Origin of the sequence: [Bacteroides] pectinophilus (assembly GCA_025146925.1) — a bacterium.
In the GTDB taxonomy this organism is placed as follows: domain Bacteria; phylum Bacillota; class Clostridia; order Lachnospirales; family Lachnospiraceae; genus Bacteroides_F; species Bacteroides_F pectinophilus.
The window spans coordinates 2,934,646-2,951,405 of record CP102260.1 but is presented as its reverse complement, the minus strand read 5'-3'; the positions used below and the strand labels follow the sequence as shown (position 1 = coordinate 2,951,405).

12 protein-coding genes are annotated in these 16,760 nt (G+C 42.8%); 10 read left to right on the top strand and 2 right to left on the bottom strand.

What is annotated here, in order from left to right; all coding sequences use genetic code 11:
* The first annotated feature begins 94 nt into the window (after nt 1-94).
* The 7 genes from NQ488_13985 to NQ488_13955 all read left to right on the top strand — a co-directional run bounded on the left by NQ488_13985 (nt 95) and on the right by NQ488_13955 (nt 9,815).
* Nucleotides 95-1,081: a hypothetical protein gene (locus tag NQ488_13985; protein ID UWN95632.1), complete on the top strand. Its 987-nt coding sequence runs from the start codon at nt 95-97 to the stop codon at nt 1,079-1,081.
* 47 nt (nt 1,082-1,128) lie between these two features.
* Entirely contained in the window at nt 1,129-2,589 is a 1,461-nt protein-coding gene (locus NQ488_13980; protein UWN95631.1) for a PEGA domain-containing protein, read from the top strand.
* 29 nt (nt 2,590-2,618) lie between these two features.
* Nucleotides 2,619-3,893 (top strand): DegT/DnrJ/EryC1/StrS aminotransferase family protein, encoded by a 1,275-nt coding sequence (locus NQ488_13975; protein UWN95630.1) that lies wholly within the window; start codon nt 2,619-2,621, stop codon nt 3,891-3,893.
* Nucleotides 3,894-3,915: 22 nt separating this feature from the next.
* Nucleotides 3,916-4,602: a sugar transferase gene (locus NQ488_13970; GenBank protein ID UWN95629.1), complete on the top strand. Its 687-nt coding sequence runs from the start codon at nt 3,916-3,918 to the stop codon at nt 4,600-4,602.
* Nucleotides 4,603-4,709: 107 nt separating this feature from the next.
* Nucleotides 4,710-5,759, top strand: coding sequence for a glycosyltransferase family 2 protein (locus tag NQ488_13965; protein UWN95628.1), 1,050 nt, complete (start codon nt 4,710-4,712; stop codon nt 5,757-5,759).
* 101 nt (nt 5,760-5,860) lie between these two features.
* Nucleotides 5,861-7,726: a polysaccharide biosynthesis protein gene (locus NQ488_13960; protein UWN95627.1), complete on the top strand. Its 1,866-nt coding sequence runs from the start codon at nt 5,861-5,863 to the stop codon at nt 7,724-7,726.
* 13 nt (nt 7,727-7,739) lie between these two features.
* Nucleotides 7,740-9,815, top strand: a complete 2,076-nt coding sequence (locus NQ488_13955; protein ID UWN95626.1) for a glycosyltransferase family 39 protein — start codon at nt 7,740-7,742, stop codon at nt 9,813-9,815.
* Here the strand turns inward: NQ488_13955 and nudC are convergent.
* A complete protein-coding gene (gene nudC / locus NQ488_13950) occupies nt 9,802-10,650 on the bottom strand; it encodes an NAD(+) diphosphatase (GenBank protein UWN95625.1) in 849 nt (282 codons plus the stop codon). The two genes, NQ488_13955 and nudC, sit on opposite strands and share 14 nt — an antisense overlap.
* Nucleotides 10,651-10,841: 191 nt before the next feature.
* Between nudC and NQ488_13945 the strand changes: the two genes are divergently transcribed.
* On the top strand, nt 10,842-11,855 hold the full coding sequence (locus tag NQ488_13945; GenBank protein UWN95624.1) for a sugar kinase: 1,014 nt from the start codon (nt 10,842-10,844) through the stop codon (nt 11,853-11,855).
* A 95-nt stretch (nt 11,856-11,950) separates the two neighbouring features.
* On the opposite strand, the gene NQ488_13940 is transcribed toward NQ488_13945, so the two are convergent.
* On the bottom strand, nt 11,951-12,298 hold the full coding sequence (locus NQ488_13940) for a helix-turn-helix domain-containing protein (protein ID UWN95623.1): 348 nt from the start codon (nt 12,296-12,298) through the stop codon (nt 11,951-11,953).
* Nucleotides 12,299-12,454: 156 nt separating this feature from the next.
* Between NQ488_13940 and NQ488_13935 the strand changes: the two genes are divergently transcribed.
* Both NQ488_13935 and ileS read left to right on the top strand, forming a co-directional pair.
* Nucleotides 12,455-13,243 (top strand): serine/threonine protein kinase, encoded by a 789-nt coding sequence (locus NQ488_13935; GenBank protein UWN95622.1) that lies wholly within the window; start codon nt 12,455-12,457, stop codon nt 13,241-13,243.
* Between the two features lie 347 nt (nt 13,244-13,590).
* Entirely contained in the window at nt 13,591-16,752 is a 3,162-nt protein-coding gene (gene ileS / locus NQ488_13930; protein ID UWN95621.1) for an isoleucine--tRNA ligase, read from the top strand.
* Nucleotides 16,753-16,760 lie beyond the last annotated feature (8 nt).

Sequence of the window (16,760 nt, the reverse complement as noted above, 5' to 3'; positions counted from 1 at the left end):
TTAGTCTAACATAAATAATACATTTGTCAAGAATATTTTTATATAAAAATTCATATCTATAGAGAAGATACGCAAAGGGAGAGATGTGCTGTATATGAATGAAAAAGCATTAAGTGTGATTGGTCAATACGGGCTTGAGGTAAGAAAAAGTGTAAGAACCAGAGGCGGAATTGCGGTACTTACGGATGATGGATATAAGCTTTTGTATGAGTGTACCAGAAGTGACAGCTATTATGAACGCGAAAACATGATAACAGCGGGTATTAAAAGAACCGGCTTTGAATATATTGACACCTATGTAATGACGGCTGAAGGGACACTGTTCTCTCAGGATGCACAGGGGAGAAAATATATACTGAAAGACTGGTTTGATGCACAGGAGTGTGATATCCGGAATGAGACACATGTTGCAATGGCTGCCGGTACGCTTGCGGTGCTGCATGGTCATATGATGAATATGGATAAATGTGAACATGAGCTCAAATATAATAATGCCACTGACATGCGTATGAAATTTGATAAGCATACGAAAGAAATGCGGATGGTGGGCAACTATCTTAAGGGCAAGAAGAATAAAAATGAGTTTGAGATGCTTATGCGCAGGTCACTCATGACATTTCATGAGGAGGCGCTCATAGCGGCACAGGAGCTGGAGGAGATGGACTATGGCAGCAGGATTGAAAAAGCACGTACATCGTATGAAATGTGCCACGGCAGCTATAATTATCATAATGTGTTATTTACTGACAGAGGGTGTGCGGTTACTGGCTTTGAGCATTGCTGTGTTGACTGTCAGATTAATGATCTGTATCAGTTTATGCGTAAACTGCTTGAAAAGAATGGGTGGGATGCGCGCGCAGGCCATTCGGTAATAGAAGCATATTCGGAGGTCAGACCGGTAAGTGATGATGACATGAAACTCTTGAGAATTAATTTTCTGTATCCGGAAAAGTTCTGGAAGGTGATTAATTTTTATAATAATTCCAATAAGAGCTGGATTCCGCGCAAGAGCATAGAGAAGCTGGAAGGAGTACTTGCGCAGAATGATGCACGCAGGGCATTTATAGAGACATTGCATTAAAATACGCGTTATGATAAAATGTACCAAAGGAGAAAGTCTGTAAAAACATGAAACCAGTATACATAATTAAAGAATATATGGGAAAGTTTATTAATAGAAGCAAAGAGGCATGCAGGATGGCGGGAGCAATTATACTCGCGGTTGTCATGTCTTTTTCGCTTATTGCGTGTTCGTCAGGGAAAAGTTCTTCCAATATAATAAAAGGCGGAGATATACTTCCGATCGCAAGTAAGGCGTCTGAGTCCGGCGAGGCGGCAGCTAATCCGGATGAGATAAGTATTACGGGTGTGCTTACGTATATTGATGGTACATCGCAGAAGATGCATTATATGGACGTTCAGAGCGGTAATGAATATGAGGTATCATATTCGGGAGGAACTGATATAAAGAGCAGGTATGATTCAGTTATAACTACGGCAAGACTTAGTCTGGGAACAATATATGATGTTACATGCAACCGCGACGGATGGGCAAAGAGCATACATGAATCGGATAAGGCATGGAAAATATCACAGATTACAGGTTTCTCTGCTGATGAGAGAGAGAGAACGGCAGTAATAAGTTCCAGAACGTATAAGTATGCAAGGTCAGCCGTGGTCATGTCCGGAAGTGAGAGAATACAGCTTTCAGAGATAATGAAGCAGGATGCCGTTACAGTATGCGGAATTGACAGTACGGTCTATTCTGTCAGTGTTGATAAGGGGCATGGATACCTTAAGCTTACAGGAGTTGATGATTTCCTTGGAGGCTATGTTGATATAGGAACACAGATGGTATGTGTTGTTGAAAAAGATATGCTGCTTACTGTGCCCGAGGGTGAATATAAGGTTCAGATACAGAACACCAACAGAAGCATGTCAGCAGGCAAAACTGTCAGGATTGAAAAGGATACCGATGTTACACTTGATTTCAGCGAATACAGAACCCGGGCAGCACAGAATGGTCTTGTTGAGTTCTCGGTAACTCCGGCGGGCGCAGTCATGTATATAGACGGAACACAGGTGTCGTATGAGCAGCCTGTATCACTTGAGTATGGCAGGCATACAGTTGTCCTGCGCTCTAATAATTACATGGCATATGAAGAAGTATTTTACGTGACTCAAAGCTATGAGAAAAAAATTATAGATATGACAATATCAAAGTCAAGCCAGCCGGGGAAGTCCACAACTAAGCCATCACAGACTTCTGCGGGAAACAATAACAGAAGTACAGCGGCTTCAACATCAGGTAACGCCATAGTTAACGGTACGGTCAAAAACCTTACGGAAGGCTACTATGTCTCAATAAAAGGACCGCAGGGGGCAGCGGTATATGTGAATAATTATTACGTCGGAATTGCTCCGGTAACAGTTGATAAAAAAGCCGGGACAATGGTAATGACATTTACGATGGTTGGTAAGCAGACTAAGAGTTATTCGGTTGAGATTGCGAATTCAACCGGCGATGTAAGCTATGAATTTCCGGCGCTTCCGGACAGCCAGCCGGTAAGTTCGGTCGCAGTGGATTAAGGCTATATGAAGCAGAAAGGATAACACTCATGGAAAAGACAATGGATATAAGATTTTCACCTCCTGATATAACAGAGGAGGAGATTCAGGCAGTCGCGGAAGTAATGCGTTCAGGATGGATTACGACAGGTCCTAAGACCAAACAGCTTGAAAAGGAGATTGCCGCATATGTGCATTCGGCAGGGTGTGCATGCCTTAATTCAGAAACAGCGGCACTTGAGTGCGCACTTCGTGTATGTGGCATAGGTGAAGGTGACGAGGTTATCGTTCCTGCATATACATACACAGCTTCGGCAAGTGTAGTATGTCATGTGGGTGCAAAGCTTGTTCTCGTAGATATTGCAAAGGATTCATTTCACATTGATTATGATGCTGTGGAAGCAGCGGTTACGGAAAATACCAAGGCAATTATTCCGGTCGACATAGCCGGAGTTATGGTTGATTATGACAGGCTGAGAACTATTGCAGAGGCTAAGAAGTCGTTATTCAGACCATCAGGTGATTTGCAAAGCGCAGTCGGAAGGATACTTATTATAACAGATTCAGCTCATGGCTTTGGGGCTTCACGCAAAGGATTTATGAGCGGTGAGTGTGCAGATTTTACAGCATATTCATTCCATGCAGTAAAGAACTTTACTACAGGTGAAGGAGGTGCAATTACATGGAGGCATATAGACGGCATTGATGATGCAGATATCTATAAGCAGTTCATGCTTCTGTCACTTCACGGACAGTCCAAGGATGCACTTGCCAAGACACAGCTGGGGGCATGGGAATATGATATAGTTGCTCCATACTACAAATGCAATATGACTGATATAATGGCTGCAATCGGCCTCGCTCAGATGAAGCGCTACCCTGGAATGCTTGCCAGAAGAAAGCATATCATAAACGAATATACAAAGGGACTTGCAGACTGTAATGTAAAGGTTCTCAAGCACTACTCGGATCAGGATGAGCAGCTTGGAAGTGCATCATCAATACTTCTTGACAGTGTTGACGATGGTACGGGGGATGAATATGTATCAAGCGGTCATCTTTACCTTGTTAACCTTGTCGGACAGACTCCGGAGTACCGCAATGAAGCCATTAAAAAAATGGCACAGCTCGGTGTCGCAACTAATGTTCATTATAAGCCGCTTCCTATGCATACAGCATATAAGAATCTTGGATTTAAGATTGAAGATTACCCTAATGCGTATGAGCGGTATGCCAACGAGATAACACTTCCTCTTCATACATGTCTTACGGACGAAGAGGTTGAATATGTTATAGCTGCATTCAACAGTGTTGTACGTGGATAATACAGATTAAGAGAGGACGTATATGCTTTTGAAAAAGTGGGACATGCTTCCGGCATTTATGCAGACGGAGAGTGTCCGGGAATATTATGATATATTGTCACATAAAAAGATAAGCCTTATTGTGAAGCGGCTTTTTGATATTGCCGCTTCGTTTGTGTTACTTATCATTATGAGTCCTTTTATGCTGATAATAGCACTTCTGATAAAGGCAGACTCGCATGGTCCTGTATTCTTCCGCCAGGAGAGGGTTACGCAGTATGGAAGAACATTCAGGATATTTAAGTTCCGCACGATGGTTGATGGAGCAGACCGTAAGGGCTCACTTGTAACGGTTGGCAATGACAGCCGTATAACAAGAATGGGGCAGCTGCTGCGCAAGATAAGGCTTGATGAACTGCCGCAGCTTATTAACGTGCTGACCGGAGATATGACATTTGTGGGGACAAGACCTGAGGTGCGTAAGTATGTGGAAGCATATACGGACGAGATGAATGCCACACTGCTTCTTCCTGCCGGAATTACTTCGAGAGCAAGTATCAGATATAAGGATGAGGACGAGCTCCTAGATGGGGCAGATGACGTTGATAAGGTATACACACAGGAAGTTCTTCCTGGAAAGATGGCGTATAACCTCGAGAGTATAAAAGGTTTCAGCTGTATCAGTGAGCTTGCTACAATGTTTGAGACAGTCGCAGCTGTATTTATGTAAGTATGTAAATCTGACAGTTGGCTTGTGATTCCTCCGGTACTTTATGCCTGCGGAATGCAGATTAGTGTGATAAGGCACATTGTGCCTGCAGAATGGGGATTAATATTATGTTTTTGACAGTGTGTGTTATTGCATATAACGAGGAAAAGACACTGCCGCTTATTCTGGCGGATATAAGCGGACAGGACTATGAACATTCGTCTATAGAGGTTGTGCTCGTTGACAGCGCCTCGACCGATTCAACCAAAAAGATTATGCAGGAATTTGCTGCCTGCAATAAGGATTTTGCAGCTGTTAAGGTTATAGACAATCCCAAGAGGACACTGCCGTGCGGATGGAATGAAGCACTGCGCATATACAGTGGCGAAGCGATACTTAAGGTAGATGCGCATGCAAGGATTCCGAAGGATTTTGTGACTAAGAATGTAAATGCGCTCGAACGCGGCGAAGATATTGTCGGCGGTGAGAGACCTAATGTCATAGATGATGACACGCCATGGAACAGAACCCTGCTTATGGCGGAAAGCTCGATGTTTGGCAGCAGCATAGCACCTTACAGGCGTAACCCGGGACCGGCTTATGTAAAGTCAATGTTTCACGCTGCATACAGGCGCAGGGTGTTTGATAAGATAGGCGGATTTAACGAGAAGCTTGGAAGAACAGAGGATAATGAGATTCATTACCGCATGCGTAAAGCGGGATTCAGGCTGTGCTTTGATCCTGATATAATCTCATATCAGCACATAAGGAGCAGTCTTCCCAAGATGCTTAAGCAGAAATACTCCAATGGGTACTGGATAGCTCTTACAACAGGCGTGTGCCCGGAATGTCTGTCTCTTTATCATTATGTCCCGTTTGCATTTGTTATGGCTATAATTGTTCTGGGAATTGCACGTACACTTACACAGTGCATTGAACCTTTATCTGCAGCTGCAATGGGAGTAACAGTTATTACAGCTATTATGTGGGGAGCCTACTGGCTGCTTGCGGTTGCGATGGCGGTGCTTGCGGTTGTGACGGCAAAGCCTGAGCAGAGAAGCCTGCCGGATATACTGCTGCCGGTACTGTTTTTTCTGCTTCATGTAAGCTATGGATTAGGGACACTGGCAGGGTTTGTACAGCTTCCGGCATTTGTGAGACAGTACAAAAAACAATAGCATATAATATGCATATATGGTATAATAACGCGGATACGATATGGCGGCATTGTGAACAGGATTGCGTGAGACAGACCGCCGGATAATAAGGATGGAATGTGATGAATCAGACTAAGAAGGATATGATACAGTTATTCGTAAGGCGTGTATGCCTGATAGCGATGGATATAGTCCTTATCAATATGTCGGTATTACTCGCGCTTCTGATGCGATTTAATGTTACGATATCAAGTATACCGGAAGAATACATTTACAAATATGAGCAGTTCATGATACCATTTACGCTCATTGCCCTTGTGGTGTTCTGGTTCTGCAGAATCTATCACAGTTTATGGGAATATGCAAGTATCACTGAGCTTTATAAGATTGTTGAAGCATGTACGATTACGGAAGTCATACATGTGTGTGTGACAATGATGCTGGAGCTTGGCCTCCCGAGAAGCACATATTTTATGACATGGGTTTTCCTGGTTGTGTCGGTAAGTGCCAGCCGTTTTATGTACAGGTTCATCCGTACCGGTCTTAACAGATACCGTACAACGGATGATGACATAAGAATTATGATTATAGGTGCGGGTAACGCTACCAACGTGCTTATACGAGAGATTTCAATAAGCCATTATCTTGCCAACAGCCGCGTTGTATGCGTGATTGACGATAATCCCAATAAGGTCGGTAAGTATATACACGGAATAAAGGTTGTCGGAACGCGTGATGATATCAAGGAGATGGCAAAGCAGTATGACGTCGACGAGATTATATTTGCAATTCCGTCAGCCTCTCCGGAGAACCGCAGGGATATCCTGAGTATCTGTAAGGAGACAGACTGCGAACTTAAGATTCTGCCGGGTGTATATCAGATGGTAGACGGAGAGATTAATATTAAGGATATCAGGCGTGTTGATGTTCTTGACCTTCTCGGACGTAATCCTGTCGAGGTAGACATTGAGTCAATAATGGGCTATGTTAAGGACAAGGTTGTGCTTGTTACAGGCGGCGGCGGTTCTATCGGAAGTGAGCTTTGCAGACAGCTTGTCTCACATAAGCCGCGCAAGCTTATTATATTTGATATATATGAGAATAATGCATATGACATACAGCAGGAGCTGTGTATCAATCATGCCGATGCCAATGTTGAGACTCTTATAGGCTCAGTCCGTAATGTTGGAAGACTTGAGGATATATTCAAGAAGTACCATCCGGATATTATATATCATGCGGCAGCGCATAAGCATGTTCCGCTTATGGAAGTAAGTCCTAACGAAGCCGTTAAGAATAATGTTATCGGAACATACAATGTTGCAAGAATGGCAGACAAGTATGGGGCAGAAAAGTTCGTTCTTATCTCTACGGATAAGGCAGTTAATCCTACTAATGTAATGGGCGCAACGAAGAGAATATGTGAGATGATTGTGCAGTCATTTAATGAGAAGTCTGATACGGATTATGTTGCAGTAAGATTCGGCAATGTACTTGGAAGTAACGGAAGTGTTATTCCGCTCTTCAAGAAGCAGATTGAGGCAGGCGGTCCGGTAACGGTAACTGATCCTAATATCATAAGATATTTTATGACGATTCCCGAAGCAGTATCACTTGTACTTCAGGCCGGAGCTTATGCCAGGGGCGGAGAGATATTTGTCCTCGATATGGGAGAGCCGGTCAAGATTGATGATCTTGCCAAGAATCTCATAAGACTTTCGGGATATACACTTGGAGTTGACATGAACATCGTTTATACGGGACTTCGTCCGGGTGAGAAGCTTTATGAGGAACTTCTTATGGATGAAGAAGGACTTCAGGAGACGGCTAACAAGCTTATCCACATTGGCAAGCCGATTGATTTTGACAAAGAGAATTTCGCACATAATCTTGCACGTCTTGAGAAGAGTGCATATGATGAGACGGAGGATATCCGTTCTATAATTAAGGAAGTAGTACCGACATACCAGCCAAGACAACAGCAGTAATTGGGGAAATTATATGGGCATAGGGCTTAGAATTCGTCAGTATTTAACAGGAATATGTGTGTTTGTATCTGCCGCGGTGTTCACATCGAATGCCGTGGCTTATGATTTTATGCCTGTTGATATTGTCTACTACATAATAGCGGGAGCGGCCTGTCTGGTTATTGTCAGTGAGCTTTCCAATTTCATATCACTTAAGAGACTTGCAGAGATAGCTTTTGTCTGTATTCTGCCGGCTGCTTTTGCATTTTCTTCAATGTATAACAATGCATCACACATAAGAAATGATGATGCGGTTTTTCAGGGGCTGTTCTGGCTCATTTATATTCCACTGCTTTTTATAATAAATTGTCTCCTGAGGGCGGCAGACTCTGTTTCAACGCTGACAATAAAAGATATATGTGGCTTTATCCGCCGCAATATCTGGATAGGAGCGGTGCTTATAATAGTTATACTCTCACGCCTGATATTCATGGATACACTCCAGAGATGGGATGCAGGGGAATATTATGCAAGATTTATAAAAGGAATAAAGTATTTCTCATATTCGTCTTTCAGTGATTTCTTAAATAATTTTACACTGTGCGGTCATCCGACACTTGCATTCAGCATGGTTTACATGATAGGGGAACTTGCATTTCCACAGCAGATTAAGGGTGTCCTTATTGTAAATATGGTGCTTACGGTTATTGCTGTCTGGTGTCTGTACAGAATAATAATGCATGTTTTTTGCAATTCAACACCGGCAAGAGCGGCGGTTTATGCATTTATAATATCATTTGCACCACTGTTTTACGGAACTTTTGGATATTTTAATCCGGATTATGCACTTGCCGTATTTGCGGTAATTGCACTATATGGATATGTATATGAACTCCCGGTTATAACCGGTTTTGCATGCCTTCTTTGCATATATACTAAGGAGACAGGGCTTGTAATAGTTGCAGGGCTTACCATGGGAATATTTACCGACCACCTGTTAAGGAATCCCGGCTGTAGAGGGATTGTAAGTATTTTTAAGGATATGAAGCTGTACTTCATGCTGGCAGCAGTTATAAGCTACCGGTTCTACACTAAGGCGATAGGAGGACTTACCAACTGGTCGCAGACTACGGAATCGGGTACGGGAATCAGATGGGATAACAATGGCTTTAACTGCCTTGGAATTAATGAGGCACATATTATAACTAAGTTAAAGCAGCAGTTTATACTTAACTTTAACTGGATACTGGCGGCGCTGATTACTGCAGGAATAATCTATGCGGCAGTTATGATTATACGCAAAAACAGTAACGCCTATAAGGACAGCCATGCCAATAAAGATGCTGAGACCGGGAACAAAGGTGACATGCTTAAGCTGTGTGGTGTGTTTGGAATCCTTGCGGCATTTACTGCATTCTCATGTCTGTACATAACGGCGGCAATGGCAAGATACAATGTTGTCGGAGATATAATGCTGTATGTGCTTGGACTGGCATGTCTGGATATGATGATTTCAAATGCTGCAATGTATATTCCGTCTGCCGGAATTGCGGTTATGCTTATTGCACAGTGTTTCTATACGGTCGATCCCCTGACAGTCGCGGCATTCGGCGGGGTTGATACGGGAAGTGGAAAGATGGTGTATGTGGGGATAGAAGATGGTGACAGATATTATGGAGACTATCTTATATATAACACGCAATATCTGTGGATTGACAGGGTTATGGATAAGCTGCTTGCGGATTCGGATTATGACGGCACGCAGGATATAATTCTGTTCAATGATTACGGTGGCAGCCAGATTGCAGGCAATGACCCTCTGTATTACTATAACTGGGATAAACGGCTAAAGAAGAGAGTGTTCTACTCCAATGAAAATACTGTAAAGATGAGCTATATTGTCGGGGACATTCTTGCGGATAATATGAAACTTCAGAGCAGAGCGATAGTAGTATTCATTCCTTATATGCATAATGATGAGGAAAAAGCAATGCACAGGCTGAACATTTTCTATAATGCAGGTCCGCGCCAGTCAGCATATGACAGGCACGGACGGATAGACTATTATAATCTTGTTCGTCTCAAAAAATACAGATTTATACGTGGATAGCACCACTCTTGAACTGCTGCATCATCTCTCTGGTTAAGCTTATATCGGCCTCACCGGGAAGTTCATCCCTTGTAAGCCATGCTGCCATTGAAAGTTCCGTCTCGTCAAGCGTGATGTCTTCGCTGCCGTCAAGCTCGCAGAAGAAGCCCATAAGCAGAGTGTCAGAAAAAGACCATGGCTGGCTTTTGTAGAATCGGATATTCTTTACCTTAAGTCCGACTTCTTCCATGACTTCGCGCCTTACGGTATCCTCGATTGGTTCGCCTATTTCATTAAAACCTGCAATCAGGGCATAATTTTTGTAGCTGCGGCCGGCATACTTGGAGACAAGGAGCCGGTCTTTGTTGATTACGCCGACAATTACGGCAGGACATATCTTAGGGTACTCAATACATCCGCATTCGGGACAGTACATCATACGTTCTTTGTCACTGTGGACAAGATGCTGCCCGCAGTGGCCGCAGAAACGCCTGCTGCTGTACCAGTTGTTAAGCTGCATTCCTGTCACGCCTGCAAATGCACGATACATTGGGAGTGCTGTCCGCAGCCTCGATATCTCTTCGTATGAATAGTCAGGAAGCAGTGTCTCGTCGAATTCGGGAACCAGATAATAATGGCAGCTGTCTATTGTGAAAAGGTAGGTATAAGTGCTGTATATGTCCGGAACATACGCCTCAAGCTCGCTGAACGTAGGATATAATATCCTTGGCACACCCTCCGGATCATCTTTAAGAAGAATCTTACGTCCCTTGTATGCAAGGATTAGTGCATCTTTGCCTGGAGGCACCGGGCGGTATTCGTTTTTATAAATGTGTGGCTCAATATCCTGTATCATAATAATCTCCATTCATTCTTGTGGGTACTCAGAGCATCCTGATTAATTTTCTCCAACATTATACATAAGATAACATATAATTGCAAAAAATAGTGAAAACAGAAGACAACAACATTGTTTTTTAGAAAAATATATGCTAACATAAAAAACAGGACTATTATTGGGAGCAGATTCCCGGAATGGAGATTAACATGAAGTTTATTACTATTGGCGAGATTATGATGAGACTTTCTCCACCAAACTATGATAAGATAGTGTCTACACACGATTTTATCGTTAATTACGGAGGCGCTGAGGCTAATGTTGCAGTTTCACTTGCATGTCTTGGAGTGGATTCAACATTGTTTACGGTACTTCCTAATACAGATCTTGGTAAGTCTACAATAAGCTATCTTAAAGCCAATGATGTACATACAAGACAGATAATCAAATCAGAAGGCAGAATGGGAATATATTATCTGGAGGAAGGCGTTGCAGCAAGACGTTCGCAGGTAATATATGACAGAGAACATTCAGCATTTGCAGAATATGATTATTCATCAATAGATTTTGATGAGATAATGAGAGAATATGACTGGCTTCACATAAGCGGTATCACTCCTGCACTTTCATATAACTGCAGAAGGCTTGTTGATGCAGCACTTAAGTCAGCACATAAGCTTGGGCTTACTGTAAGCTTTGACCCTAACTTCAGAGCTAATCTCTGGAGCTTTGAGACAGCAAGAGACGTACTCAGCACATATATGCCATATGTTGACGTGCTTATAGGAATAGAGCCTATTCACTGCTATAATGAAGATGGTGTTACGGATGTTAAGGATGGTCTGTCGATGCAGCCTTCATTTGAAGATCAGGACAGAGTGTTCAGAGCACTTGCCAAGACATACAATCTTAAGGCCATTGCAAGAACTGTAAGATATGCACATTCGGGAAGCAATAATTCACTTAAGGCATTCTACTATACAGACGGACAGACTTATGAGAGTAAGCTTATCAACTTTGATATTATTGACCGTGTCGGCGGTGGAGATGCATTCTCATCAGGTCTTATATACGCAATGATGGAGGGCATGAACTGTCAGGATACTGTTGATTTTGCAGTGGCATCTTCCGTAATGAAGCATTCAATTCATGGTGATACCAACATCACAACACGTGACCAGATTGAAGCAATCATGAGAGATGAACATGATATCAAGCGATAATATGATGCAGGGATGCATGTATATATGTAAGTAAAAAAGAACCCCACGGTATTGATGCAGACAGGCTGCAATACTGTGGGGTTTAGTGGTTGTAATTACTGTATTCTTCTTTCCGCATCGACAAGTCCCTGAGCGTATGATAAGAGACGTGCTCTGTTCATAGCACCTAACTTCTGGTAACATGTCATTAAAGAGTTGCGCTGAACGATGTCAGCAGCTGATGGTTCTTCTTCCTTAGGGATGTTCCTTACATTGGACTGTCCCATGATATAATCCATGCTTGCATTGAAAATCTTAGACATCTTCATTAATGCTGCAAGGCTTGGCATATGCACATTGTTCTCATATGCACTGATTGTTTCCTGTGTTACCTCAAGCTGAGAACTCAGTTGAAGCTGTGTGATTTTCTTTTCCTGACGTAATTCGCGGATCCTGTTAGCCAAAATGTGCCTCCTTATGAAAAACATATTGTATTGTGTATAACAGACAAATATAATTTAATCTGTTTATAACATATCTTGATTATACCAAACAAAAATAAAATTTACACTATAAATTTAAAACTTTAAACATTTTTTTGATATGAGAGGGTGAGACTCATGAAGAAGGATAGTCTTATTGATAAAAGGTACAGGATTGATAATGTTATCGGAAGAGGAGGAACTAGCGTAATATACAAGGCACATGACATAAAAGGCGGCAGGATATGTGCAGTCAAGCAGTCGGGAGATGATATAAGCCGGGAGGCCCGTCTGCTTAGGGAACTTAATCATCCGAGAATACCGTCAATATGGGATGTCGTAGAGGAAAATGGTTATACATACATGATAATGGATTATAAGCCGGGAAGAACCCTGCTTGACATCGCCCAAAGCAAAGGACCGCAGAGAGCAGAAGATGTTGTGTGGTGGATGATTCAGCTTGTACAGGTTATTGGATATCTGCATTCGAGAATACCTGAGATTATATACAGGGATGTGAAACCTTCCAATATAATTCTCGGAGATGACAATACAATAAATCTTGTAGATTTTGGTGCCGCGAAGAAATACAACAGCAGGGCGTCAAAGGACAGGATATATATAGGCACGGCAGGATATGCGGCACCGGAACAGTTCGGCGGTAAGGGGCAGACTGACGTAAGAACCGACATATATGGTATCGGGGCGGTTATGTACCACATGATTACAGGGGTAAGGCCCGCCGGTCTTCCGTACAGTATGGATATAAGCGGTAATGAAAAAGAGGCTGTGCTTATTCCTGAGGATATAAAACGTATTATAGAAAAATGTGTACGTCACGACAGGAATCACAGGTATCAGTCGTGTACGGAGCTTATTGCGGATCTGTATGCACTGAGGGAGCGTCAGAGGGAGAGTCAGACGTGAATCAGACGCAAAGAACCTCTTGACATTCAACGGACATTTTTATACAATGAGCATAAATGCAATGACGAAGACAGTATGATTTATTCAAAAGTTACAGAGAGCCGGGATGCTGGGAACCGGTACGAGTAGAATCTATCAGAACATCACTTCCAAGCATCGGTCCGAAACAGCTGTGCAGGATATACATGAGTGCATGGCAGGAGTAGATTCCGACGGGGCTCCTACCGTTAACAGGGACGCATATGCTGGTATGTCGTAATAGGAATTTTCAAGGAATGCATTATTGGCCTTCGCCCATTACGGCGGAGGCTTTTTGTTATTATAAGAAAAGAAAGGAAAGTAAGACAATGGTTTACGAGAAAGTTACACCTGACCTGAATTTTGTCGAGAGAGAAAAGAAGACAGAGAAGTTCTGGAGAGACAACAACATTTTCCAGAAGAGTATTGATAACCGCAAAAAAGGAGAGACATATACATTCTATGACGGACCTCCTACAGCTAACGGTAAGCCTCATATCGGACACGTACTTACACGTGTTATCAAGGATATGATTCCAAGATACAGAACAATGAAGGGATATATGGTTCCAAGAAAGGCAGGATGGGATACACACGGACTGCCTGTTGAGCTTGAAGTAGAGAAGATGCTCGGTCTTGACGGCAAGGAGCAGATTGAAGAGTACGGACTTGAGCCATTTATCAAGCACTGTAAGGAAAGCGTATGGAAATATAAAGGAATGTGGGAAGATTTCTCCAATACGGTCGGATTCTGGGCTGATATGGATAATCCTTATGTAACATACGATAATAACTTTATTGAGTCTGAGTGGTGGGCACTTAAGGAAATCTGGAATAAGGGACTCCTCTATAAGGGATATAAGATTGTTCCTTACTGCCCTCGTTGTGGTACACCTCTTTCAAGCCACGAGGTTGCACAGGGATATAAGAGTGTTAAGGAACGCTCAGCAATTGTGCGTTTTAAGGTCGTGGGAGAAGATGCATATTTTCTTGCATGGACAACAACGCCATGGACACTTCCGTCTAACGTGGCACTTTGTGTGAATCCGGATGAGACATATTGCAAGGTTAAGGCAGCAGACGGTTACACATATTATATGGCTGAGGCGCTTCTTGATAAGGTGCTTGGCGGACTTGCCAATGAAGAGGAAGGCGTTAAGGCATACGAAGTGCTCGAGACATACAAGGGCAAGGATCTTGAGTATAAGGAATATGAACCGCTGTACGCATGTGCAGGAGAGGCAGCAGCAAAGCAGAATAAGAAGGGACATTATGTTACATGTGACTCATATGTAACCATGACAGATGGTACAGGTATCGTTCATATCGCTCCTGCATTCGGTGAGGATGACTCTAAGGTAGGCAAGAAGTATGACCTTCCGTTTGTACAGTTTGTAGATGGTAAGGGCGAGCTTACAGCAGAGACTCCATATGCAGGTGTATTTGTTAAGAAGGCAGACCCAATGGTACTTGCAGACCTTGATAAGGAAGGCAAGCTCTTTGACGCACCTAAGTTTGAGCATGATTACCCATTCTGCTGGAGATGTGATACTCCGCTTATCTACTACGCAAGAGAATCATGGTTCATTAAGATGACAGCTGTTAAGGATGACCTTATCAGAAATAATAACACAATTAACTGGATACCTGAGAGCATCGGTAAGGGACGTTTTGGCGCATGGCTTGAGAACGTTCAGGACTGGGGCATCAGCCGTAACCGTTATTGGGGAACTCCTCTTAATGTATGGGAGTGTGAATGCGGATGCCAGCACAGCATCGGAAGCATAGCAGAGCTTAAGGAGATGTCAGATAACTGTCCTGATGATATAGAGCTTCACAGACCATATATTGATGCAGTGACAATCAAGTGCCCTAAGTGTGGCAGGCAGATGCACAGAGTCCCTGAGGTTATTGACTGCTGGTTTGACTCGGGTTCAATGCCATTTGCACAGCATCATTATCCATTTGAGAATAAAGACCTGTTTGAGCAGCAGTTCCCTGCCAAGTTCATATCAGAGGCGGTTGACCAGACAAGAGGATGGTTCTATTCACTTCTTGCAATCTCAACACTTCTGTTTAATAAGGCACCTTATGAGAATGTTATCGTTCTCGGACATGTACAGGATGCAGACGGACAGAAGATGAGTAAGTCAAAGGGTAACGCTGTGGATCCGTTTGATGCACTCCAGAAGCATGGCGCAGATGCAATCAGATGGTATTTCTATGAGAACAGCGCACCATGGCTTCCTAACAGATTCCATGACAAGGCAGTAACAGAAGGCCAGCGTAAGTTTATGGGAACTATCTGGAACACATATGCATTCTTCGTGCTGTATGCCAATATAGATAATTTTGACGCAACACAGTATAAGCTTGAGTACGATAAGCTTCCTGTAATGGATAAGTGGATTCTGTCAAAGCTTAATACTCTTATCAAGACTGTAGATAATAACCTTAACGATTATAAGATTACAGAGACGGCAAGAGCACTTGAAGATTTTGTTGATGAGCTTTCTAACTGGTATGTAAGAAGAAGCCGTGAGAGATTCTGGGCTAAGGGAATGGAGCAGGATAAGATAAATGCTTACATGACACTTTACACATGCCTTGTAACGCTCGCAAAGTGTGCAGCTCCTATGATTCCGTTCATGACAGAGGATATCTACCAGAACCTTGTAAGAAGCATAGACAAGACAGCTCCGGAGAGCATTCATCTGTGTGACTTCCCGGTTGCCAATGAGGCATGGATTAACAAGGAACTTGAGGATGATATGGAAGACGTTATGAATGTTGTTGTTATCGGACGTGCATGCCGTAATGCAGCCAATATCAAGAACCGTCAGCCAATCGGCAACATGTTTATCAAGGCACCTTGGACACTTGGCGGGTTCTACGTTGATATCATTAAGGATGAGCTTAATGTTAAGAATGTGGAATTCAAGGATGATGTCCGTGCATATACTTCATATACATTTAAGCCACAGCTCAAGACACTCGGACCAAAGTATGGCAAGATTCTTAATGATATAAGAAAGGCACTTGCTGAGCTTGATGGTAACGCAGCAATGGAGCAGCTTAATAATCTCGGATATCTTAAGCTTAATGTTGCAGGACAGGAGATAGACCTTGAGAAGGATGACCTGCTTATTGATATGGCCCAGACTGAAGGATATGTTGCAGACAGCTACGCACAGATAACCGTAGTACTTGAGACAACACTTACACCTGAGCTTGTTGAAGAAGGATTTGTACGTGAGATAATAAGCAAGGTTCAGCAGATGCGTAAGGAAGCCGGATTCGAGGTAATGGATAAGATTGCAGTATATCTTGAGGGCAACGATAAGCTTGAGGAAATCGTAAGAAAGAATGAAGAACTCATCAAGTCAGAAGTACTTGCTGATGAGGTGGGTTATGACTCTGTTAAAGGATTCACAAAAGAGTGGAATATTAACGGCGAAAGTGTTACAATGGGAGTTGAAAAGCTTTCGTAAATATTTAC

Coding starts and splice junctions, on each gene's coding strand:
- nudC (UWN95625.1), bottom strand. CDS start 10,650: ATGATACAGGATATTGAGCCACACATTTATAAAAACGAATACCGCCCG.
- NQ488_13975 (UWN95630.1), top strand. CDS start 2,619: ATGGAAAAGACAATGGATATAAGATTTTCACCTCCTGATATAACAGAG.
- NQ488_13935 (UWN95622.1), top strand. CDS start 12,455: ATGAAGAAGGATAGTCTTATTGATAAAAGGTACAGGATTGATAATGTT.
- NQ488_13955 (UWN95626.1), top strand. CDS start 7,740: ATGGGCATAGGGCTTAGAATTCGTCAGTATTTAACAGGAATATGTGTG.
- NQ488_13965 (UWN95628.1), top strand. CDS start 4,710: ATGTTTTTGACAGTGTGTGTTATTGCATATAACGAGGAAAAGACACTG.
- NQ488_13980 (UWN95631.1), top strand. CDS start 1,129: ATGAAACCAGTATACATAATTAAAGAATATATGGGAAAGTTTATTAAT.
- NQ488_13970 (UWN95629.1), top strand. CDS start 3,916: ATGCTTTTGAAAAAGTGGGACATGCTTCCGGCATTTATGCAGACGGAG.
- NQ488_13945 (UWN95624.1), top strand. CDS start 10,842: ATGAAGTTTATTACTATTGGCGAGATTATGATGAGACTTTCTCCACCA.
- NQ488_13960 (UWN95627.1), top strand. CDS start 5,861: ATGAATCAGACTAAGAAGGATATGATACAGTTATTCGTAAGGCGTGTA.
- NQ488_13985 (UWN95632.1), top strand. CDS start 95: ATGAATGAAAAAGCATTAAGTGTGATTGGTCAATACGGGCTTGAGGTA.
- ileS (UWN95621.1), top strand. CDS start 13,591: ATGGTTTACGAGAAAGTTACACCTGACCTGAATTTTGTCGAGAGAGAA.